This window comes from Planctomycetaceae bacterium, from assembly GCA_041398825.1.
Classification (GTDB): Bacteria; Planctomycetota; Planctomycetia; order Planctomycetales; family Planctomycetaceae; genus F1-80-MAGs062.
In genome coordinates, this window is sequence record JAWKTX010000024.1 from 17,154 (window position 1) to 38,338 (window position 21,185).

Annotated in this window: 17 protein-coding genes; 10 read left to right on the plus strand and 7 right to left on the minus strand. The window is 54.5% G+C overall.

What is annotated here, in order from left to right:
- Nucleotides 1-57 precede the first annotated feature (57 nt).
- Nucleotides 58-459 carry a hypothetical protein gene (locus R3C20_25470; protein ID MEZ6043861.1) on the minus strand — a complete coding sequence of 134 codons (402 nt, stop codon included), beginning with the start codon at nucleotides 457-459 and terminating at the stop codon, nucleotides 58-60.
- Between the two features lie 192 nt (nucleotides 460-651).
- Between R3C20_25470 and R3C20_25475 the strand changes: the two genes are divergently transcribed.
- On the plus strand, nucleotides 652-2,187 hold the full coding sequence (locus R3C20_25475) for a DUF6263 family protein (GenBank protein MEZ6043862.1): 1,536 nt from the start codon (nucleotides 652-654) through the stop codon (nucleotides 2,185-2,187).
- Nucleotides 2,188-2,263: 76 nt separating this feature from the next.
- Here R3C20_25475 and R3C20_25480 read toward each other — a convergent pair whose 3' ends face one another.
- Entirely contained in the window at nucleotides 2,264-3,040 is a 777-nt protein-coding gene (locus tag R3C20_25480; protein ID MEZ6043863.1) for a sigma-70 family RNA polymerase sigma factor, read from the minus strand.
- Nucleotides 3,041-3,393: 353 nt separating this feature from the next.
- Here R3C20_25480 and R3C20_25485 point away from each other — a divergent pair, with 353 nt between their 5' ends.
- The 4 genes from R3C20_25485 (at nucleotide 3,394) to R3C20_25500 (ending at nucleotide 9,348) form a co-directional block, all read left to right on the plus strand.
- Nucleotides 3,394-7,206 (plus strand): protein kinase, encoded by a 3,813-nt coding sequence (locus R3C20_25485; GenBank protein MEZ6043864.1) that lies wholly within the window; start codon nucleotides 3,394-3,396, stop codon nucleotides 7,204-7,206.
- A gap of 259 nt (nucleotides 7,207-7,465) precedes the next feature.
- On the plus strand, nucleotides 7,466-7,792 hold the full coding sequence (locus tag R3C20_25490; GenBank protein ID MEZ6043865.1) for a hypothetical protein: 327 nt from the start codon (nucleotides 7,466-7,468) through the stop codon (nucleotides 7,790-7,792).
- A gap of 128 nt (nucleotides 7,793-7,920) precedes the next feature.
- Nucleotides 7,921-8,637, plus strand: coding sequence for a hypothetical protein (locus tag R3C20_25495; GenBank protein MEZ6043866.1), 717 nt, complete (start codon nucleotides 7,921-7,923; stop codon nucleotides 8,635-8,637).
- A 300-nt stretch (nucleotides 8,638-8,937) separates the two neighbouring features.
- Nucleotides 8,938-9,348, plus strand: a complete 411-nt coding sequence (locus R3C20_25500) for a hypothetical protein (protein MEZ6043867.1) — start codon at nucleotides 8,938-8,940, stop codon at nucleotides 9,346-9,348.
- 16 nt (nucleotides 9,349-9,364) lie between these two features.
- On the opposite strand, the gene R3C20_25505 is transcribed toward R3C20_25500, so the two are convergent.
- Nucleotides 9,365-10,138, minus strand: coding sequence for a CPBP family intramembrane glutamic endopeptidase (locus R3C20_25505; protein ID MEZ6043868.1), 774 nt, complete (start codon nucleotides 10,136-10,138; stop codon nucleotides 9,365-9,367).
- A 134-nt stretch (nucleotides 10,139-10,272) separates the two neighbouring features.
- Complete coding sequence (locus tag R3C20_25510) at nucleotides 10,273-11,685, minus strand: hypothetical protein (GenBank protein ID MEZ6043869.1); 1,413 nt, start codon at nucleotides 11,683-11,685, stop codon at nucleotides 10,273-10,275.
- A gap of 286 nt (nucleotides 11,686-11,971) precedes the next feature.
- On the opposite strand from R3C20_25510, the gene R3C20_25515 reads away from it, so the two are divergent.
- The gene (locus R3C20_25515) at nucleotides 11,972-12,949 is read left to right on the plus strand and encodes a serine acetyltransferase (protein ID MEZ6043870.1); all 978 of its coding nucleotides are present in this window, start codon (nucleotides 11,972-11,974) and stop codon (nucleotides 12,947-12,949) included.
- A gap of 345 nt (nucleotides 12,950-13,294) precedes the next feature.
- On the plus strand, nucleotides 13,295-14,089 hold the full coding sequence (locus R3C20_25520) for a hypothetical protein (protein ID MEZ6043871.1): 795 nt from the start codon (nucleotides 13,295-13,297) through the stop codon (nucleotides 14,087-14,089).
- A 347-nt stretch (nucleotides 14,090-14,436) separates the two neighbouring features.
- On the opposite strand, the gene rdgB is transcribed toward R3C20_25520, so the two are convergent.
- From rdgB to R3C20_25535, 3 genes are all read right to left on the minus strand, one after another.
- Nucleotides 14,437-15,084 (minus strand): RdgB/HAM1 family non-canonical purine NTP pyrophosphatase, encoded by a 648-nt coding sequence (gene rdgB, locus R3C20_25525; GenBank protein ID MEZ6043872.1) that lies wholly within the window; start codon nucleotides 15,082-15,084, stop codon nucleotides 14,437-14,439.
- A 134-nt stretch (nucleotides 15,085-15,218) separates the two neighbouring features.
- A complete protein-coding gene (locus tag R3C20_25530) occupies nucleotides 15,219-15,734 on the minus strand; it encodes an FxsA family protein (GenBank protein ID MEZ6043873.1) in 516 nt (171 codons plus the stop codon).
- An 89-nt stretch (nucleotides 15,735-15,823) separates the two neighbouring features.
- Nucleotides 15,824-16,993 carry an acyl-CoA desaturase gene (locus R3C20_25535; protein ID MEZ6043874.1) on the minus strand — a complete coding sequence of 390 codons (1,170 nt, stop codon included), beginning with the start codon at nucleotides 16,991-16,993 and terminating at the stop codon, nucleotides 15,824-15,826.
- A gap of 545 nt (nucleotides 16,994-17,538) precedes the next feature.
- On the opposite strand from R3C20_25535, the gene R3C20_25540 reads away from it, so the two are divergent.
- The 3 genes from R3C20_25540 (at nucleotide 17,539) to R3C20_25550 (ending at nucleotide 21,112) form a co-directional block, all read left to right on the plus strand.
- Nucleotides 17,539-18,492, plus strand: a complete 954-nt coding sequence (locus tag R3C20_25540; protein MEZ6043875.1) for a dihydrodipicolinate synthase family protein — start codon at nucleotides 17,539-17,541, stop codon at nucleotides 18,490-18,492.
- 77 nt (nucleotides 18,493-18,569) lie between these two features.
- Complete coding sequence (ruvX, locus tag R3C20_25545; GenBank protein ID MEZ6043876.1) at nucleotides 18,570-19,178, plus strand: Holliday junction resolvase RuvX; 609 nt, start codon at nucleotides 18,570-18,572, stop codon at nucleotides 19,176-19,178.
- 8 nt (nucleotides 19,179-19,186) lie between these two features.
- Nucleotides 19,187-21,112 carry an alkaline phosphatase D family protein gene (locus R3C20_25550; GenBank protein MEZ6043877.1) on the plus strand — a complete coding sequence of 642 codons (1,926 nt, stop codon included), beginning with the start codon at nucleotides 19,187-19,189 and terminating at the stop codon, nucleotides 21,110-21,112.
- Nucleotides 21,113-21,185: the final 73 nt, after the last annotated feature.

Here is a 21,185-nt window from a genome sequence, read left to right on the forward strand (position 1 = left end):
TTCTCCGGGTCCCGCGAAGTTGAAGGGACCGAGTGGACTCGACATCCGGCAGGAGTCTCACGGCCTGATGATGATGAAGCTGACGACAAAGATGTACGAAAGCAGCGTTCGCCTGCTGGCGAAGTACACGTACCCGTGTTCGCAGCCTTGATCCATTGCAGCATCCACTGGTTCGAGCGAACAGTGGGCTGAAGGAATGGAATAAAAGGAGAGTACCGCACGACGATTCTCAGGCCGTATGGAAGAGCAAGACAGGTTCTGATGCGTGAAGATGGCAATTCCCGTGCCAACATGCCGCGAACTATGCTTAACGGGAAATCCATCAGCAACGCTCTTCAGTTGCCTGCTGTGATTGACGACCAGAGCACTGCTATTCGGAAATTTGCGGGCAAATATCTTCCGGCCCATCGGCAATTCTGCCGCATCATGCGTGGCGTCATTTTTGCCCAGACTGGTCATTTCGTTTTCAGGCAAACGGGAATCCGGCCTGAGCCCGCTGCAATAAATTCAGGGCGTTTCATCAGAAATCCGAGGCACGGCGGCCGCACGGAAGCTGGCGAGCGGGAACCATCTTTACCCGTACGGCACCTTCGTGGTACGGTTCGCGCGAATTCTGCGCTGGCAGTGCATTGACTCAAAGGATTGGTGGTCATGAGCCTGAATTACCCTTCAGACGTCCGGTTTCGCTGTTCAAACGCCGCATTACTTCCTGTGGCGTGCACGTTGGTGTTGGTGATTGCCGGATGTGGAACGGGCGACGAAGTTCAGTCGGCAGCTCCTGACGAGCAATTGATGAATGACCTTCTGGCCGATTTTCCGAACGGCGACGGCATGGAGACTGGCGACGGCGCTGATCTTTCCGGCCCGGATCCCGGTCCCGCTTCTGCCGGATCAGGCAATCGCGGGTCAGGAATTCATTCGACGGTCAGTTCTGCGGGTGCAGCGCCGCCCGTGCAGAATGGCCATGGCGAACGACTGGAGCTGCGATTGCAGCAGGGGGACCGATTTCCGCTCATCAAGACTGTGGAACAACATCTCATCCAGAAGTCTGAGCAGTTCCCTGCAACAGCGCATACAAAGCTGGAACTCACACTGGCCATTACCGTTGAGCAGGTTCGGGCCGATGCCGTGCTGATGGGCGTACGATACTCGCGAGTGAACTATTCGCACGATATCAATGGAAGTCGTCTCGAATACGATTCCGCAATTCATCAGTCAGGCTACCCCCGCGACGCCGAACCATATGCCGGCATGGTGAATAATGGGTTTTCTTTCTGGCTGGGGCGCGATAACAAGATTCGCGAACTGGTTGGCTATCAGGAGTTTCTGGAACGCTGTGTGCAAAATGTTCCCGTCGAACGGCGACAGGCGATGCTTTCTGAAATCTCGAATCGCTTTGGCGACGACGGGGTTGCCAACTTTGTGGATGACAGCATCGGGTTGCTTCCGTACGACACCAGCGTGGATGCCAGTGCGGCCACTCGCGTTGCCAGGGGCGATGTGTGGACGCGTGAAACACGGTTGATGCAGCCCGCACCGGTGTACGTGACGTCAACGTATCGCCTGGTCGATTTGAATTCCGAAACGGCAGAAATCGAAATCACGGGACGCATTGCTTCCGGCGAGAGTCTGCCGACGTCGGACAAATCGATGCTGAAAATCAGTGGCGGACACAGTATGGGCAAATGCACTGTCGATCGTTCGACGGGCCTGCCGCTTGATGTCACCGTGACCCGGTTCGTCAACATGATGATCACGCTGCCCGATGGTCAACAGGTTCCACAGGATAAGCAAATCATTACGCAGATACGCGCCTTTCCAGAAACACACGGACCCGTGGTACAGCAATCGCCGGCAGGTGGTTTCCAGAACGGTATGCAACTGCCGGCCGGGTATCAGCCATTGAATAATGCCTTGCAGCCACCTGGTGGTTTGCAGCCAGGCGCGGTGCCGTCTGGTGGCGTGCAGCCTGCCGGATTCAATCCCGCCAATGCAGGTCACACAACACAGATCCCGGGGCAGTACTCACAGAATCCAGTGCAGCCTGCTGTCTGGACAACAACACCCGGACAACAGCCGCCCGTGATCCCCGCCACCGGAGGTTCTTCGCCCCGTCTTACACCGGGAACCAATGGAACGACCCAATCAATGCAACAGCCGGGATCGACAACACGAGCGACGTATTAGTCCGGGGTATTCTCTTGCCAGAAGCCAGCCATCGTTTCGGTGTTCAGTACAGTCCTGATCCAATCTCGATGCAGTGTCAATCCTGTGCTTCAGTGGATTCACCCGATCCGCTTCTTCGCTCAATCGCCGGCTTGCAATAAGCATACAGATTCAGATCCCGAAGCTCGTCTGCAAGGCGTTCCAGGCTGCAGTTGTCAAGTGATTGCTGCACCTCATCGACCAGCAGGTCAGCAAACTGGTCTCGAGCGCGGTGCAGAAGGACCCGTGCATTTCCTGTGCTGATTGGTTTCCCCGTCCTGATTGAAATCGCCTCGGCAATTTCCGGGGACTTCATGTCCGGATTTTCAACCTTCAACTGCATCAAACTGAACAGCGGGCGACCGGTGCGTTCTTCAAGCTGAGCCAGAGCCGACCAGGCCTTCTTCAGCAGCTCTTCACTCCAGACCTTGTTGAAGTCTGAATCACTGTCGGTATTACTCGTTTGTTCGTCTGCAGCATCGGGCATCTGGCTGCCCAGAGCGACGAGCTTGTCTCGCCCTTTTCGGCGGTGATGTTCGGCAACAAGGCGAAACAGGATCGTCTTCAGAAAGCTGCGAAAGCGACCACGTTCTGCATCAGCGCTGTCGTATTTTCCCGTCAGAAATCGCACCGCGAACTCCTGAAACAAGTCGTCTGCGAGATCTTCGTTTCGCGTTGCCCCCATCAGATAACGTTTGATGGCCGCACCATATCGATCCAGCATCTGCTGTCGCGCCGATTTCGAATGGGAAGCGTCCGGTGACTGAGCTGATCGAACCATGGACCACATCGTCTCAATGCGACTGATATGCTGTTCGTTGAAATCATTCGTCATAACTACTCCCGGTTTTCCACGGCTTCAGTCATCAATCGGCGCTCACATGCAACACGTGAGCGGGGTCAGCTTTGCAGTGCGGCCGGGCATCGGAAGCCATCTGTCGAAAGGAACACACAAGCGACATCTGTTCATTCACGAAATTTCTGATCGTTGGTGCAGTTTGTCGTTTGTTCGTTTCATGTGCTACAGATTGCTCCGTTTTCCTGATGAAATTCAGATGCCCGCTGCCCGGGAGTACATTCAACGCTCCGGAAACTGTAGTCTGCGGTTCACGTCTGCGCAGCGTTGGCAATTCTAAACGACCAGGGCTGACGATCTCATTCTGACAGGGCTGCCGAGGTGTACATTTCATGCTGGATGAATCTGCAGAACGTGACCTGCTTCTTGCGGCAAAGGCCGTCGATCAGGAAATCATCACACCTGCTGATCTGGCTCGCGCCATCGCTGAGTGGAACCAGAATCTGAAAGTTCCGCTCTTGAAATGCCTGGAATCCTGTTCCAGCCTGAATGACGAGCGACGAAGACAGCTGCAGAATCTGTTTGATTCTTTCGACGATTCGCTGGATGTCGAGATCGCTGAAAGCATCGAAGACAGCGTGTTCGGCAAGCTCAACGACGTGCTTGCGGATGCGGGCAACGAGCCCGTGAAAGCCAGCATCGCAAAATGGAGCGGGCTGGCGACCGGTGGGCGTGTTCTTCAACTGGTGTCTGAGAATCATCGATTCGAAATCATTGCTGAACACGCCCGTGGTGGACTCGGCGAGGTGCTTCTCGCTCGAGACCGCCAACTGAATCGCAAAGTAGCGCTGAAACGGATTCGGGAGAAGTGGGCAGACAACGAACACGCCCGATCGCGTTTTCAGCTGGAAGCGGAAATTACGGGGCGTCTTGAGCATCCCGGAGTCGTTCCTGTCTATGCACTGGGCCAGCGTCCGGACGGCGAAATCTATTACGCAATGCGATTGATTCGGGGCAAAAGCCTGGAGGCTGCAGCGGATGAGTTTCACTCCGCGATGAAAGGACACAAGCAACACTTTCAGTCGCCAGAGTTCCGGGATTTGCTTGGCCGATTCATCGACGTCTGCAACACCATCAGTTACGCACATAGTCGAGGGATTATCCATCGCGACCTGAAGCCGGCCAATATCATGCTTGGCAAGTACGGTGAAACTCTGGTTGTGGACTGGGGCCTGGCGAAACAGGTCGGCGTCCAGGAAGACATCCCCGATGACATCAAAGAGTCCAGAATTCTTTCCGACTCCGGAAGTGGATCCGCGCCGACTCAGTTTGGCAGCGCTGTGGGGACGCCACAATACATGAGTCCGGAACAGGCGATGGGGCGACTTGATCGCATGGGGCCACTGACCGATGTCTTCGGACTCGGTGCAACTCTGTACTACCTGCTCACAGGCACTCCGCCACAACCAGGTGATTCGCTGGAAAACATCCTGGAACGGATTGAGCATGGAGAATTCCCGAAGCCTGTCGAAGTTCATCCGGCTGTACCATTGCCGCTTCAGGCGATCTGTCTGAAGGCGCTGTCTGTTCGACCTTCCGGACGATATCCAACACCCACGGAGCTCGGCAGGGATATTGACCACTGGCTCGCTGACGAACCAATTGCCGTTTATAAGGATCCGATGCTGGTCAGGGCAACTCGGTGGGGCCGAAAGAACCAAACGCTCGCCGCTTCGACAGCCGTCGCGACCCTGCTGTTGATCGCAGGTGCATTTACCTGGAACGAGGTTCAGCATAACCGGCAACAACGGGAAGCTGAGATTGAGAAGGCGGAAGAAGTTCGAACGGCCCGCCTGAGAGATTCGCTCGGCTCTACGGCTAAACTGGTGGATCAACTGCTCGAGAACGGAAGATTCTCCACCGCCGTCTCGGTGCTGAACGGAGAAATAGAAACGCTGAATGACGAAGCCGATTTTTCTGCCGAATGCGAGCAACTGAGATTGCAGTCATCGCGACTGGAAAGCATCAACACCGCGTTAAGCCTCGCGCTGGAAGCACAGAAAGCCAACTTTCTGGCGATGGATGAAGACGAGATTATTGCTACGGTGAATTCGCTGGAGCTATTGGGAGTCTGGGATCACGCCGACTGGTGGAATCATTTGCCCGCCCAGGATCTGGATGCCGCACAGCATGATCATCTCAAACAGGTCGTCTACCGTAACCTGGTCTTGCTTGCCAGCACATACACCAAGCTGACAGGAATGAGAACACTAGCGGCATCCGGCGGCAAAATGCCTCCTACGATCGAAGGAAAGTTCCGCGCGATCTTCAGCAGGGACGGCAAAGACGAAGCTCGGGCTACCATCAAGATCTGCGACCTGGCCTCCAGATTTCAGTTCGCCGAATGTCTGAAGTGGTATCGTGGGATCGCAGCATTTCGCATCATCAAGGGCAGAATGGTGCCCGTCAGTCGACTGAAGAAGCCGAGAAATGCTGCCGACGCCTATGAACTGGGAATTATGACGGTCACCCGCGCAGTGAGACCGGACTTTCCGTTCACTCGGTATCGGGGTGTGAAAGACGATCTGATGAGTGCGCGCGAAACAATGGCCATCGCATCCGAAATGTCACCTGACCATTACTTCACACACATCGTGATGGCACAAAGTGAATACCTGACGGCTGAGGCGGCTGTTCAGGCCAATGACCCCGAAGCATGGCGCTATTACGAATCGTCCAAACAATCTTTCGGGCGATGCATCTCTCTGCAACCGGATTTGCCCTTCGCCTACGCGGATCTTTCGACGGTTTGCCTGCGTGAATATGAAGTCATCGACCGTAGTCAGACCCTGAGCAATGAAGATGTCGATCGGATTCAACATGATCTGCTGGAAAGCTGCATACAGTATGCATTAAACGCCGTCCGGCTGGGTCCCAATGAAGGCTGGGTCTACTGGCACTACGGCCATGCGCTGGCCGCAACCGGCCGACTGACTGAAGCAATGAGAACATACGCCAAGGCTCTTGAAATGAGCTATCGGTTTTCCGAAGACAGCAATTCCACGCTGGTCGATATGGACAACATTCGAGGACTGGACCGAATCATCTCCGAAACGACAAAGCGAGTCCAGAACGGGGATCGACGTTCACTGTTGAACGCAGTTCTGGCAGGTGCCTATCTGAAACAGTCAAACTACGAGACAGCTCGACCGTATGCACGAGCAGCCTGTGAAGTTGACGATGTCGATCCATTCGCATGGGTTATTCGCGGTCAGCTGGCCCTGCACGATGGCGACTTCCAGCTGGCCCTGAACTGTTTTGACAGGTGTTCTGCAGGGGACCCAAACTCCAGCTGGGCGGCCATCGGATCAGGGCTCGCATGTGAGGCTCTTGGCCGACTCGAAGACGCCAGGAACGCATTTCGCCGAGCACGCAATCTCGTCATCACCAAATACCATGCGGCCGCAGTGGAACTCGGAATGTGCCGTGTGCAGATGCGAAAAGGTGAAAACGAGGAGGCGGCGAAAAGCCTTCTACTGGCAAGAAAACTCTATCCCGCATGTCTGCTTGCTGAAGCTGAAATGATTGCTGATGAGCTCAACGTTCTTCCAGTCAAAGAAGCCATCGAATCGTCTCACTATATTTCGGTCGAGGACATTGTTCAAAACGATGCAATCCTGAAGTCAGAAGACGTACCCGTGCTGAACGGCGATTTCGAATTGCCACTCAATCGTTACTGGCACAACCCCGGTGCGCCGGCCTGGCATGTTGTGGGAGAAGGCGAATCCAACGCTGCCATCGATCCGCAGTCAACACACCATGGAACCGGTGCGCTTCACATCCGCACCAGTCGTATGGTCAACGGCGCGCGGGCCATGACTCGACAAACAATCACGGTCCAGGAATCCTCCGCGTACGAAGTGACCCTCTGGGCTCGTTCGGTACAGACTGCCAGGGACGCGGTCTTCCTTTGCGTTGTCGACGAAGATGACGATCCGGTTGTTCCTCTGATTTCCATCCCCGCAGGCCAGTACGACTGGAAAAAAATCAGTGGCACGTTCACTGTCCCGAAATCACGTCGCCGGGAACCACTTTCCCCAATGAATCTTTTCCTGATTTCGTCCGGCGTGGCCAACGTGCTGATCGACGACATTGCGATCACCCGCACAGGGGATTTTGCTGAATCCGAAGCGGACACACCTTAGCGAGCTCCTGCGAACGGCGGCCTTTGTTGAGGAACGCCTGATGGGGCGTCGCTTCAGGCACCCTCCTGTCATCTAATTGACGCCAGGTGACATCACAACGAAGACACCCCAGCCCCCCCTGAACTAAGCCAAGTGTCCTTCGTAAACCGTTAACCAGTAACGGTTAAGGAAGATTCGGCATTTTTGGCACGTTGGTCGCTTATTGACCACGTTGTCCATTTCGGAGGTTTCTTTTTTACACGAAACAGGGAGAAGCGAAATGAAGAATCTGGTTGTGGCTGCGTGTGTAGCTTTGGTTGTTGCAGTGGCAGGTGGCGAAGCGAAAGCAGGTCATCATCACCGTTCGAGTTGTGGATATGGCGGTGGTTACTATCCGTCGTCCGGTTTTTCGGTATCCGTTGGGTACGGTAGTTTCCCGCGCTACGCTGGCGGTGGAATCTATTCGGGTTATGCTCCATCGCGTCCGGTCTGGCATAACACAAGTCATTACGACTACCACCCACCCGAAGTTTACCGTCATCGCAATCACTATCACGTCGCGCCAGGTCACTACGATCTGCATCGAACCGGGCACTGGCACTACTGATTGAGTCAGTTGATTCAGTCGTCTCTATCGCCCGTGGTTGGAAGACCATCGCTGGAATCAAATCACGGGCTCCTTTCACTGTCCAATTCTTCCCGTATCAACTTCACTCGATCAACAGGATTCAGGCCATGACTCTGCAACGAATTTTCCTGGTACTTACGGTAGCCCTGCTCAGTACGTCAGCCGATGCCCAGATCCGCTTTCATTTTGGCGGAAATCCACACGATCAGCATGGTCATAGTGTCCACGGGCATTCCAGCATTCATGCCGGCTCTCACTATGTCATTCCACAGTTCGGAACAATGCCTCATGGAACTTATTCCGTCCGCAACGGCATTCACCTGTATTACCCCCAGACGGCATCGAGCCAGAATCTGAACGTTGCTCCCGCACCAGAGCAGATCGCGTTCGGTGAGTTTAATCACGTTGATGATCTCGCTCTGCGATTCGAAACACTGATGAACGAACTGTGCCTCGACCTTTACTACAACTACTCGCACAACCCTGGTTTTCGCGAAACATATGCCGAAGCCTACAGCCTTCTGCAAACTGCAAAATTCATTCACAACGCTGAACACCATAACGACCGTGATGCGATCCGAAGCCGACTGGGTGGCGCCGATCAACTGTTTCATCATGTCGAAGAAGATTTCCGCGGCTGGTCAAGGGTTCATCGACGACAGATTGGAACCATGGGTATCCTGACCAAGATGGAAATGGCAGAAGCAACACTTCATCATCTGATGCATGATGTTGGCGTCGCCGCTGCTGGTCCAGGTGAACAGGCTCCGGTACCGGCTGGCGAACTTGCTCCTCCGCCATCAGCCGTCGGTGGAGGATTCTGAAAGCCCAGGCGAAAAGTAATGTCCGCATCAGAATCCCTAAGTATTGATCGGGTGACCGAAAGTCTCAGGACTTCTGCTGCAGGCACTAAAGCGATCGCATCAACAGAGTTTGGCGGAATCAGTGAAAAGACGTGAACGTGTTTCGACACATTCACGTCTTTTCATACGTGGATCGCTGCATTCCGGAGAAATTTCGAGCTCGCAAACCCGTGGATGACCGTTTGCGGCATGATTTGAAATAACCTGTTTTTCGGCATAACAGAACGCAGCCCCGGCACTTCGTCTTCGGGAGGTCAGAACATGCATGATTTTGCCAGACTGAAGCCTACCGAGCATATGCTGAAGTGGTTGGCGGCGTCGCCTTACGATGCCATCCTGAGTGAGATTGAGGAAATCCTTCAACAGCAGGTTCCGGGATCCCACGTCAAATCATTGACTGTGACTTCCGACCCGCAATGGCTGACCGGTGCCAGGCGGCAGGAAAACTCACAGCAGGCTATTCTGACGAGAACCGGGGTTTCCTTTGAGTTCGATTTGACGGTTGAAGCGCCCCATAGTGTCGAACATCGCCTACACGGAGTGTTCTCATGGGCCGGCGTGCATCTGGATGAACCAGAAAAGGCAAAAATGCGGGTCTGGTTTGATCTCGACGCAACACTGGAAACTCACGGAGCATCCGGCGCATTGCAGGAACGCATTTACTTCGAATGACTCAAGAGAGGTCGGACTAGCTCGGGTATTCGGTGGATGGAGTTGTTAGCAAGACACCCACCAGCAGATCATAAGCGGCGTGACAACCGACCGTGATTCCAATCCCTCGCAGCAGAAAAATCGTCGCAAAGAACAAACCTGCTGCCGCGCGAAAGGAAAACGTGAACAGATTGAATGCGTCTGCAGTGGGCCCCACATGATGGGCCAGCGCGAACAGAAAGCTGGTTGATACCGCCGCCATGACAGCCGCCCATTTCCAGGGAAATTCGAACATTCGAAAAACGACCATCGCCGCAGGCACCATCAGAAGTCGGAACATGACTTCTTCGTAGACGCCGGCTCCGATAAACGAAACGGCCCGTGTCATCGCGGGAGAAATGGAATTTGTAATCATGGCGGTGTCAGTGGCCGCTGGTGTGATTTGTCGAAAGAAGAAATCATGCAGCTGGCCGAACACAACCAGTGCGATGGCAAGGATCAGACTTTCGGCAAACATCCCCGCAATCGTTTCCAGTCGAACGTTCCATGGATACTTCTGCGAAACGTGCCAGACCAACAGCACGCCAGCCACCAATCCCGGTAAGAGAACGCTCTGGAGACCAAAGCCAGACAGCAAACTTCGCAACCAGAAATCAGCCCCATTGCGTACAGCGTCTGCGTCGGTACCAGCTACGAACAACACACCCGCCTCATACACCAGAATCCATGGAATCAGGAAGGTGAGGCAGGACAGTGGACGTCGAGCTTCTGACCAGTAGTCGTTTTCCGGGATGGAAGATTCTTCAGTCATGAATCCGCTGGTTTCAGAGAAGACAGGTGGCTCGAGTGCCCTTTCGGCAAAGAATGCAGCTGTGTCACTACTGTATCGTCATCGATCCGCCTTCAGGTTTGACGATTATTCGTGCTGAATCGATTGTTGATGCTTCACTCCTCCCGAATGATCGACAGCGACGCAGGGGGAACAGCGTGACTTCGGAAATGTCGCGTGGGACCTTTTTCAGCATGTGAGGGCTTTTTCGCTGCCGATGCCATGCCGCTGCGTGCCGGTGGTTCGCCGGCGTGCCACCGAAGCTTATGAGCAAGAATTGCCGATCTGCCCAGCTGCTCTTCAGTCGCACTGAGACTGAGGGCCGATGCAGAATTCGAGGGCGAGGCGCCTGCGTCAGTGGAATCGGTGACATAGTCCCCATCACGAATCCCAAGAAGTTTCAGAATCTGCCCCTTCATCTGATGATTCCGTAGGTTCAGCGGACTCGCATCGGGCTCTGAAGAAAGTCTGATCAACACGGGACGGTAAAAATCGGCGACGGCCGGAGGTATCAGCATTTCTCCGGCAGAGAGCGAAGTTTCGTGGATCCACTGTAGGGCCGTTTGTGCAGACAGACACAACGAATCCAGCAGAGGCAGATCAGGTTGTTCTTCACTACCGCGGTGCCCGGGAACAGCAATCCCGCCAGCAAATATGGAATGCGGCTCAGCAGCAACACAGACCGGAGGTTGCATTGCGGAGGTCGAAGAAGTTGTTGAAGGCAGGATCAGTCGCAACTTTTCAGACGAAAGTTGTAATGCGCGAACTGCAACGTCTGAGGCACGCATCTCTGGCAGGATCGTTGAAGCGGTGTAGACCGAAATACGAATTTGCTCAACCGACCAGCCCGGATCCTTGTCCAGCCCCGCACATCGTCCGCTGTTCGAAGCCGAAAGCTCCGTAGGCAAAATCGGGCGCGAATTAGATCCTGAACAGTGTCGGACCACGGGGAGCCCGGGTTCCGGCAGGAGCAGCGAACCACAGGGAACAGAAATCGTTTCGCGTGAAATCGCATCGCAGAAGCTTGTGACGGATTCTTCGCTGACACATCGTTCAGCCAGAATCTTCTGCAGCCGATCCGTCCACATCTGCTGTGATTCCAGTCGCCAGATCTGGTTTTCCAGTCGGCTTGTCCACGCCTGCAGCGTCTTGAGCAAAACTCGCAGGTCTTTCAGCAGCGTCTGCGAATGGCTCGATTCCGAGATTTCGGCACTTAGCAAAGCGGCATCTGCAAGTCGCGACAGATCACAAATGTGTTCTCTTAATTGCCGCAGGGGACCATGTGTTGAAAGGGGGTGACTGAATGGACCTGACGAACGTTTATTGAGTCGCTTCAGCTGTTCCCGAAGCGCAAACAGACGGCGGGCGAAGGCCGGATCTGGTTCGTGGCAGGGATGATGCTGATGTGGACCGATCGCAGCATGAAGCAGGTCGGAAGAATCATCTGTTTTGTGGATGGCCAAAGAGAAGTCAGAAGGGATTGGGGGCTGAATGGAATCGATGAAGGGAGAATCCAGAAGCGAAATCACTCGCAAACTCCGGTTAGAAGGTTGGGTTGAATCTGCTGGATTCCTTCGCAAATCAACCATGCCGACGTGCGGGCAGCCGTTCCCGAGTCGTTCCATCGCCCAGTCACCCGGCTGGACTTCACAGAATACCGAACAGGTAAGATCGGAAAGATTCATATGACTTTAAGCTCTGCAGCAGTCTTTCCGGCTGGATCAGTTGCATCACAGGCCCGCATCGCCTGCGTCGTAGCATCCATGGCTGATATTCAGAATGGACGGGCCGTGAGCCGATCTTTCAGAGGCACGATTGATTATCCCTCATCAGGAATTTGAGACGGGTTACATGCATCAGGAAGCAACAAACCGGGCGTTTCTGGAACAAGTCGTCACCGCCATGCTGAATTGCTCTGGCTGTTGTTGCGGCTCATATACCCAGAGCACGGCACCACTTCCGTCCATCTCGGGTGTCATTTCTGTCGTGAACGACATTCGCGAGTTGTTGTTCCCCGGGGTCCATGACCTGCGAACTCCCCATTCATCGGATGCCATGTTTGAGTATCAGACGCTGCTCGCCCGCATCCAGTCTCGTCTTCGTATCGAAGCCAGTCGTGCGATTGTGCATCTGCGTCAAACGACGCTGAGAGTTGTCGACGAAAACGCAACACGCGTCTCCAGCCTGCCGGCTGCAACTGCCGACGAGCTGACGTCTCAGTTCATTGGCCGTTTGCCGGAACTGCGTCGCGTCCTCGGGAAAGACGTTGAAGCAGCTTTCAACGGTGACCCCGCAGCGAGATCCCCTGAAGAAATCCTGCTTTGCTATCCGGGCATCGAAGCCATCTTCGTTTATCGTATCGCCCATGAGTTATTGACCCTTGGTGTTCCGTACCTGCCACGGATCATGACCGAATGGGCGCATCGGGAGACGGGAATTGATATTCATCCCGGAGCAAAAATCGGAGAGTCGTTCTTCATCGACCATGGAACCGGCGTCGTAATTGGCGAAACGTGTGTGATTGGAAACCATGTGACGCTGTACCAGGGTGTGACTCTTGGAGCGTGGTCGTTCCCGCGCGACGAAGACGGCAACCTGATTCGCGGGACAAAACGGCACCCAACTCTTGAGGACCGGGTCACTGTCTATTCGAATGCAACGATCCTGGGCGGAACGACCGTCATCGGAAGCGGCTCGCAGATTGGTTCCAGCGTCTCCCTCAACCGCAGTATTCCACCCAATACGATAGTGACCATCGAACGTCCTTCGCTTCGTTTTCGGGAAGCTGCGTGATCAGACGATTGGTCCGCACCAAATGCATTGATTCCGAGTCTCCCGGACTCCAAAACTGTCGCCCGTTGTGATGATTGCGACGACACTTCGTGATCGAAATGAGCACACGAACAAGAGTCGCTTGAACAACAATTTGTTCAGATACGCCCTAAAAAAGGGCCGTTTCGATGAAGTTGAGGTTTGGCACGCCATTCGCCTTTTGATTGACCATCTCTCGAACATCCGAATGAAACCACTTGCCTGAACGTGCGGTGGTTCGGAGTTGAGCTGGTCGCCAGTTGGTCTTCCGTTTCCGGAACGAACCGTTCGCTGGCGTAACATCAGAATTGCGAAGGAACGTTTGCTATGAAGTCTCTCAACATTACCCACCGTCTGGCTGCTTTGGTTTCATCTGCCTGCCTGATGAGCCTGGTCGTATCGGCATCAGCTTCAGCTTCAGAGCCCGGGCTCGATGTCCACGCTGTTCGAAATTCGACTCGAGGCGAACAGGTTGATGGTTCCAACGAAGTACGAACGGCTGGCTTATTCGGATTGCCGATGCCGCAACAATGGTCAGGGCGGCCAGCAGTCGCTCAACAGCCGGTGAGTCGTCCATTAGGGAACGGCTACATGCCAACCGGATACGCAAACCCTGGCTGTCCAAACGGGAACTGCGGTAATCGTCCGATGGCCGCTGGCCCAAATGCATGGAATACACCCGCCCGACCACAGTTCAATGCCGGTTGGGAACCCGCTTCCGCTCGGCTGCCACTTAATCCATTGTCCTCGCAGTATCCGTTGGGCCCGTCGAATCGTCGGGATATCTATCACACCGGAATGGCAAACGGTCAGTACGCGGCGACTCCTTGTGCCAACGGTCAGTGCTCAACAGGTCTTTGCGCAAATGGCCAGTGTGCGGGCGGTCAGTGTCGCGATTGTGCCAACGGTCAGTGTCGCAATGGCAACTGCGTGGAATGCCGAAACGGACAATGCACAACCGGCAACTGCCCTAACGGACAGTGTTCTGTGAACGGTCGTCTGAATGGAAACTGTGCCAACGGACAGTGCCGACCATCCGGTCCGCTTAATGCACCTCGACCAGCGATCGGCTACAACAGCAACGTGCCAGTCAATCGGTCAGCAAATCCTTATCATTACTAAGGTTTCGCAGGTGGAATACAGAAGCTGAGTTTCCGCAGAACAGGGCAGTCCGCGACTATGAGAGACCCGCGGATGAATCAAGTCCAAAGCACGCGTGTAACACTGGCTTGCCAGGACGGCAGTCAGTGTATTTCCTTGCGCGGAACCTAACAGATCATGCGGTGGGAGAAACGCACGAAAGGTCACTCGATGCGTCAGCAAAGAATAAATGGCCCTATGGAATCACTCACAACAGGACCTTTCAAGCCGTCGTTGTTGCACACCTGAGCTGCCGATCGAATGACTCTTCAGTGGCTTTCTCAGCCAGGCAATCCTTCTCAGCCAGGCAAACTTCTGATCAGGTCCGGTCAGTTCCCGGACGTTAGATTCTCGTCACCGTGTATGTTCAGTTTTTGAAGCAACGGTATGAACTTCGAAAACGCTCGAGCCCGATGGCTGAGTCGATGTTTGACCAGAGAACTCAGTTGTCCGAAAGTTCGATGATATTCCGGAATCAGGAAATAAGGGTCGTAGCCAAAGCCACCTTCGCCCATCGCTTCGGAAAGGATTCGTCCTCGACAAGTGCCTTCAACCGCAACGCGGATGTTGCCCTGGGGATCTGATAGCGCAATACTGCAGACATAGCCCGCACCCCGCTGATGATCCGGGACGCCCTTCAACTCTTCGATCAGCTTTGCGTTGTTCGTCTGGTTAGTGGCATCTGGTCCACTGTAGCGAGCTGAGTAGATGCCGGGCGCACCTCCCAGGGCATCGACCTTGAGACCGCTGTCTTCTCCGATGACCCATTGACCAATGGCCAGCGCGACCTCTGTCGCTTTCTTACCGGCGTTTTCGGCGAAGCTCGCGCCGTCCTCCTCGACTTCCGGAACCTCCGGAAATTCCGTCACTGGAATCACAGCGAAACCGACGGGAAGTAACAGGTCTGCAACTTCCCCGGTTTTCTTTCTGTTACGGCTGGCCAGCACAATCGTGCGCAAATTGGATTCGGTGGTCATAACGAAATGTTGTGTTCCTGTGGAGTGGATTCAAGAGTCCGACTGCTGCATCTGTCGCATGTGCTTTCGTCGCCGTCACACCGGTTGCCGCGACAACACGAATTCACGGACCATCCTTTGACAGCACGGGGCTGTCACAACGATTCATCATCCGGCAACTGATCAATCTTCCTTGTGGGATCGACAACGCGCACTTGCGGTCGTTCGTCCGGAGCATCGGACGCGGAGGATGCCATGCCGGCCGATGTCCATTGAGCCGTCCCGAAGCTTCCGGACTGAAACGTAAATTTAACATTGTCAGCAAAACGCCTCTGAAGATATCCGGCAATTCGTCGGCGAACAGCAGGAACCAGCAGAAGGAATCCGGCGGAATCAGTGAGCAGACCCGGCGTCAGCAGAAACGCGCCAGCAATAAGCACCAGCACTCCTGCCACAATCGACAGGGACGGGGATTGTCCCTTGCCAAGCTGCTGACGGATTTCCCTCCATGCACTCGCGCCTTGCCATCTCACCAGGCTCATCCCGGCGATTCCGGTTGCAATCACAATTGCGACGGTGGTCACGACGCTGGTCAATTCCGTCAGCTTGATCAGTATCCCCAGTTCACAAACGGGAACAATGACGAAAAGCAACAACAGTCGGCCGGCCATGAGAAGATCGTTCTTCGTTGTGTGGCACTGCGAAATCCTGCGGCCTTGCCACGAGGTCCTTCATTTTTCCCGCGAAGAGCTTTGGATGCTCACGCCACTTCAGCCGGTGTAGCGCTGCTTTCAGTGGCTGGTGTTTGGCAGGATTCTGCTTTGCCAAGATGACGCAGCAGTGAATAGTGGGAGCGAACAGCTGATAATACAGATGGATGGTGCCGGTACTTGACATTAAATTCGCGGCACGTCTGTTCCACCAGAGGAGCCAGCGCCGGGTAGTGCAGATGGCAAATCTGAGGAAACAAGTGGTGCTCAATCTGGAAATTCAGTCCCCCGGCGTACCAGCAGATGAACGGGTTGTTCTGAGCAAAATCGACCGTCGTTTCGACCTGATGGATAGCCCATTCGTTTTCGATACGAGCAGGGTCGCCAATTGCCGCAGGAAATTCAGCTTCCTCCACACAATGCGCCAGCTGAAAAATAGTGCTCAGAACGACTCCCTGAATAAAGAACGTCAGGAAGTAGAACGCCAGGACTGTCAGAGGCGGATGAAGCATCAGCGGAATCACAAGGGCCATGGTAAGAAAGAAGAGCTTTCCAAAGATGAAGATTGCCAGATCTGCACCGCGTGGACGTTCCACTCTTGTTATACCAATGCGGCCGGTAATCAACCCCGAAAAGTCATCGTAGTATTGCCACTTGAAAGAGATGAAACCGTAAAGGAACCACAGATACAAATGCTGAAGCCGATGGAAGAAATACCGTGGCTGATGCGGCGACAGACGCCCGAGAACGCCCAGATCGATATCACCATCGTACCCGGTCACATTCGTGAAAGTGTGATGGACGATGTTGTGCGTCTTGCGCCAGAAGAAGGAGCTGCCCCCCAACAGGTCAAGTGACATTGCCATCAGACGATTGACCCAGCGATGGCGTGAGTAAGCCAGGTGCCCGCCGTCGTGCTGGATATTGAAACCCACTGCAGACATTGCGAAGCCAAGAGAAACAGAGGACAGCAACGCCTGCCACCAGTTTGTCGCCACAAAGACCAGCAGCGCCCATGAGCCAAGTGTCCATGCGGCAATGATGGCGGTCTTGACGTACATCTGCCAGCAATCGCGCCGAGACTTTCCGGAGGTCGCGAAGTAGTCATCGACTCGCTTCCGCAACGCATTCAGAAATCCTTCGTTCTCACCAAACTTCAATGCCATCTCTCGCCCGACAGTTGATGCAGGGCTGGAGGGTGTAATGGGAATCGTTGACATAATCTTTCGCTGCAATTGGCAGTACAGGTCCATTCAGAATTGGCTGCCGTCCCGGAAAGCGAATCAATCTGCGATCCATCAGACGTACAGAGACTTCTGCGGCAGGCCTTTGAAATCAGGAATTCGGTCAGGGTTGTCCGGCAGTAGATGTTGTTGAACAGAATATGGAAACCACGGGCGCCGATTTCAGGGGTTCCCTGGCGCCAGCGATCACCTTTCTCACGATAGTCCATTGGCCGCCGCCCACCAGCGGTGCTCAGCGACGAATAGTTTCCAGCGTTCGTTCCAGCTGTCAACCAATTGCTGCGGCGACCTCAGGAATCAGATATAGCTGCTTTTCGTCTGTTTTCCGTTTGCATTTTGCCCATTTACAAGGCTTTGACCAAACAGTCCCGCTGTTCCGAAATTCGAGCGGTTGCCTTCGGAGAAATGGGTTGCCCTGATACCCTGTGCGGGCAACATCAATTGGCAGACTCCCCAGCCAGAGTTCGGGGGGATTTGTTCATCCGGCTCGCGAAGTTGAAACCAGGAGTGAGAGTTTTCTGATGGTATTGGTCAAGGAAATCGTGCCTCGTATCCAGCCGTGTCGAAAAATTACCGGAATGTCTGCCGTGCTGCTTCCTTTTCTTGCCGACGGCACAGTCGACTGGACATCGTTCGAGAATCATGTCGCCAGAACATGTGAAGCCGGGCTGGCTCCGGCGGTGAACATGGATACGGGATACATCAATCTGCTGGACGACGGGACACGCATGGAAGTTCTGCGACGCACGCAATCGGTGACGGCCGGACAAATGTTCGTCGCCGGGGCGTTCGTACAAAGTCATTCGGGGGACACGTTTGACCTCGCAGGCTACAGGTCCCGAATGGCTGATATCCAGCAGGCTGGTGGAACGCCCGTGATTTTTCAGTCGTTTGGCCTGACCGAACAATCAGACGACGACATTGTGGCGTCATATCAGCAGCTGGCAACGGAATGTGATCGCTTCGTGGGCTTTGAACTGGGCCGCATGTTTGCTCCGTTCGGTCAGATCTACAGCACCACTGTCTACCGCGGGCTGTTGAGTATTCCGCAGTGTATCGGCGCAAAGCATTCGTCTTTGCAACGTGATCTGGAATGGGAACGACTGGCAATTCGTGACGCCGTCCGTCCGGATTTCATGGTCCTGACAGGCAACGACCTTGCCATCGATATGGTGATGTACGGAAGCGACTACCTGCTGGGCTTGAGCAGTTTTGCCCCGGACTTGTTCGCCCGACGCGATGCCATGTGGGCCAGTGGCGATGCAGGCTTCTTTCAGCTGAATGACGTGCTTCAGTATCTTGGCTTCTTCGCCTTTCGAAATCCTGTCCCGGCCTACAAACATACCGCTGCGATGTTCCTTCATTTGCGAGGATGGATTCAATCCAGCCGGACACACAAAGACAGCCCTGCCCGCCCCGATTCGGACCTGCCGGTGCTGCGCGAAATTATCAGCCTGCTGGATCCCTGGTGCTGATTTGCAGCTGGAGTTCGAGTTCGATTGCCATTTGTTAACCATCTCAGGCTCAAGCGGCCCCGGACGAAAATACACTTGTGACACACCAACCAGTTGTAGCTCAGGACCTGATCCCCGACGGCTTTCCCACTGAAGGCGTCCTGCTGGGAATTGATTTCGGGACGAAACGCGTGGGTGTCGCCGTCAGTGATATGTACCAGCGTTACTCCAGCCCCCTGCGCAATTATGATCGCCAGAGCAAACAGGCTGACGAACATTTTTTTCGCACCCAGGCACTGGAATTTCGTCCGGTTGGCATCGTCGTGGGGCTGCCGGTCCACATGAGCGGCGAGGAAAGCCAGAAGTCTCGAGAAGCAAGAGCCTACGCGCAGTGGCTGTCACGACTGCTGCAGCTGCCGGTGGCTTTTCAGGACGAACGATTCACCTCCGCGTTTGCTGAAGCCATCCTGCTTCAAACCGACTTTTCAAAAAAGCAGCGCAAAGCCAGAGTAGATAAACTCGCTGCACAGATCCTGTTGCAGTGCTTTCTGGACGCGAGAAGACAAGCTGTTGAGCGATCAAAAAACCTGCCGCATGCTGACCGGGAGCCTGACAGCCTCACAGACGGCGATCTCACCACACATCCGGCATTTGAACCAATCGAAGACACAACAAGCCCGACCGAAGCTGATCCATCGCAGGGATAAACGCCCCCATGAAACGCTTAATGATTGACATCACGCACAATTCGTCAGCCGGGCATCACCGGGCGGCAACACCCTCGCAGATGTGCTTTCTGCTGACAGCTCTCTGCTGCTGCATACAGGCTGTATCGGCCGCGGACCCACCGACGATGACACACGGCCCCATGCTGGGAATGCCGTCTTCGCATTCAATGACAATCTGGGCCCGCACATCAGCCCCGACACCGTTTTCTGTTCACTACGGAACGGCGCCTGACACGCTCACCGATATCGCAACAAGCCAACCGACTCAACTGCAGCATGACAACACAGGTACATTGACTTTGGGCAATCTTCTGCCGGCAACGCGTTACTGGTATCAGGTGTTTGTCAAAGATTTCCCACAGGGCAGCATCGAATCGTTCAGAACTCTGCCCTCTTCGGATGCCGTGCGGAATCCGGAACATAACCCCCGTGGCCTGTTCAATTTGAAATTTGAGATTGGATCGTGCGCGAACCAGAATCCGCAACACGGAATCGGACATGCGTTGCCCACTTATCAGACCATGCTTCGGGAGATTGCAGACGATATCGACTTTTCAATCATGAACGGCGACTGGCTTTACGAAGAACTCCGATCCACGCCGGCATCGACCTGGGCCGCCGTCAACGGAATCAGCGAGGCGGCACTGCCGGATGTCGTTCAGAAGATGCCATCAATTGTTGGTGTCTGGGAAAACTACAAGCTGTATCTCTCGCGAGGCGTTCCGCTTGCCCAGTGGCATCGCAGAGTGCCCGGCTTGTTCACCTTCGATGATCATGAACTGGTCAATGATATCTGGGGAGCCGGGTCAGCTGGCCGTCGCCACCGTCGCAGTGTCTTCCGAGACATTGGAACTCAGGCATGGTACGACTATCTTGGATGGGCGAATCCCACGGCATTCAGACACGCCCTTCACTTTGGAACGGCCCACTTCACGAAAGGCAGCGATCTCCTTACAGATCCTGATTCGGATTTTACGAAACTGCCTTTGAATGAAATGTCGAACCTTCATGTGCACTGGGGGACGGCTACCGCAGGAGTCAACGAGATCGAACTGGACGACGATAGTGGCGATCCAAACTCTCGAGTGTATGACATTGCAGAAGTCGTGGATGCTCACACGCTGCGACTGCACATGCCCGCCGATGCGACAGGCCGGCAAACATACTCCATCGGGCGACGCAGCTATGGCACCTTTCGAATTGCCAATTGCCAGTTCTTCCTCCTCGACACACGCAGTCATCGACAAATGCATGATGTGCGACATCCCGAGAAGCCAGGTCTGACGATGCTCGGGTATCACCAGCGCGACTGGCTCCTGAAAGAAATGAAGCAAAGTGATGCCGACTTTTTCTTTGTTGTTTCCAGCGTTCCTTTCATGATCCCGCACAGCGGCGCGGGTGGGTTTGAATTCGATGCCCAGAATAAGGAAGAGGCCTGGGTCGTGTTTCTGGATGAACGCGAAATGCTGATCAACGAATGGGATCAACTCAACAAACCCGTCTTTGTAATGACGGGCGATCTGCACAACAGCTTTGCCATTCAAATAACAGACCGTGTCTGGGAATTCTGCTGCGGGCCACACAACAGCGTAAATCACGTTCCGAAACTGGATGAAGCAGATCGGCCTGCCACCGGACACTTCCAGTCGGGACCAAGGTCCGTGGATATCCGCTGGTCAAGCTACATCCTGCCTGACCTGCCCCGCTTGCAGCGGCTCTATCCGTACTACTGCGTTGTTCAGGTCAATAATACGTTCAATATGCCGCCGACACTCGGAGGAGAGCGAGCCGTGGCTTTCCCCCATCCTCAGGTAATTTTTCAATACTTCGAAGGTCGCACCGGAAGACTGGCTTATTCCGAAACCATTGCTTTGCCTCGATCTGTCGAGGGAATTCAGCGGAATCAGCCCTGACCAGGCTGACCGTTGAGAAAAGGAATCCGACGCGTGAGCGAGGGAGCACTGGCCCTTGATGATCTGCGAAGTG

Bases quoted from the DNA above. Each gene is read 5' to 3' on its own strand.
- R3C20_25470 (MEZ6043861.1), bottom strand. From the start codon at position 459: ATGACCAGTCTGGGCAAAAATGACGCCACGCATGATGCGGCAGAATTG.
- R3C20_25475 (MEZ6043862.1), top strand. From the start codon at position 652: ATGAGCCTGAATTACCCTTCAGACGTCCGGTTTCGCTGTTCAAACGCC.
- R3C20_25480 (MEZ6043863.1), bottom strand. From the start codon at position 3,040: ATGACGAATGATTTCAACGAACAGCATATCAGTCGCATTGAGACGATG.
- R3C20_25485 (MEZ6043864.1), top strand. From the start codon at position 3,394: ATGCTGGATGAATCTGCAGAACGTGACCTGCTTCTTGCGGCAAAGGCC.
- R3C20_25490 (MEZ6043865.1), top strand. From the start codon at position 7,466: ATGAAGAATCTGGTTGTGGCTGCGTGTGTAGCTTTGGTTGTTGCAGTG.
- R3C20_25495 (MEZ6043866.1), top strand. From the start codon at position 7,921: ATGACTCTGCAACGAATTTTCCTGGTACTTACGGTAGCCCTGCTCAGT.
- R3C20_25500 (MEZ6043867.1), top strand. From the start codon at position 8,938: ATGCATGATTTTGCCAGACTGAAGCCTACCGAGCATATGCTGAAGTGG.
- R3C20_25505 (MEZ6043868.1), bottom strand. From the start codon at position 10,138: ATGACTGAAGAATCTTCCATCCCGGAAAACGACTACTGGTCAGAAGCT.
- R3C20_25520 (MEZ6043871.1), top strand. From the start codon at position 13,295: ATGAAGTCTCTCAACATTACCCACCGTCTGGCTGCTTTGGTTTCATCT.
- rdgB (MEZ6043872.1), bottom strand. From the start codon at position 15,084: ATGACCACCGAATCCAATTTGCGCACGATTGTGCTGGCCAGCCGTAAC.
- R3C20_25530 (MEZ6043873.1), bottom strand. From the start codon at position 15,734: ATGGCCGGCCGACTGTTGTTGCTTTTCGTCATTGTTCCCGTTTGTGAA.
- R3C20_25535 (MEZ6043874.1), bottom strand. From the start codon at position 16,993: ATGTCAACGATTCCCATTACACCCTCCAGCCCTGCATCAACTGTCGGG.
- R3C20_25540 (MEZ6043875.1), top strand. From the start codon at position 17,539: ATGGTATTGGTCAAGGAAATCGTGCCTCGTATCCAGCCGTGTCGAAAA.
- R3C20_25550 (MEZ6043877.1), top strand. From the start codon at position 19,187: ATGAAACGCTTAATGATTGACATCACGCACAATTCGTCAGCCGGGCAT.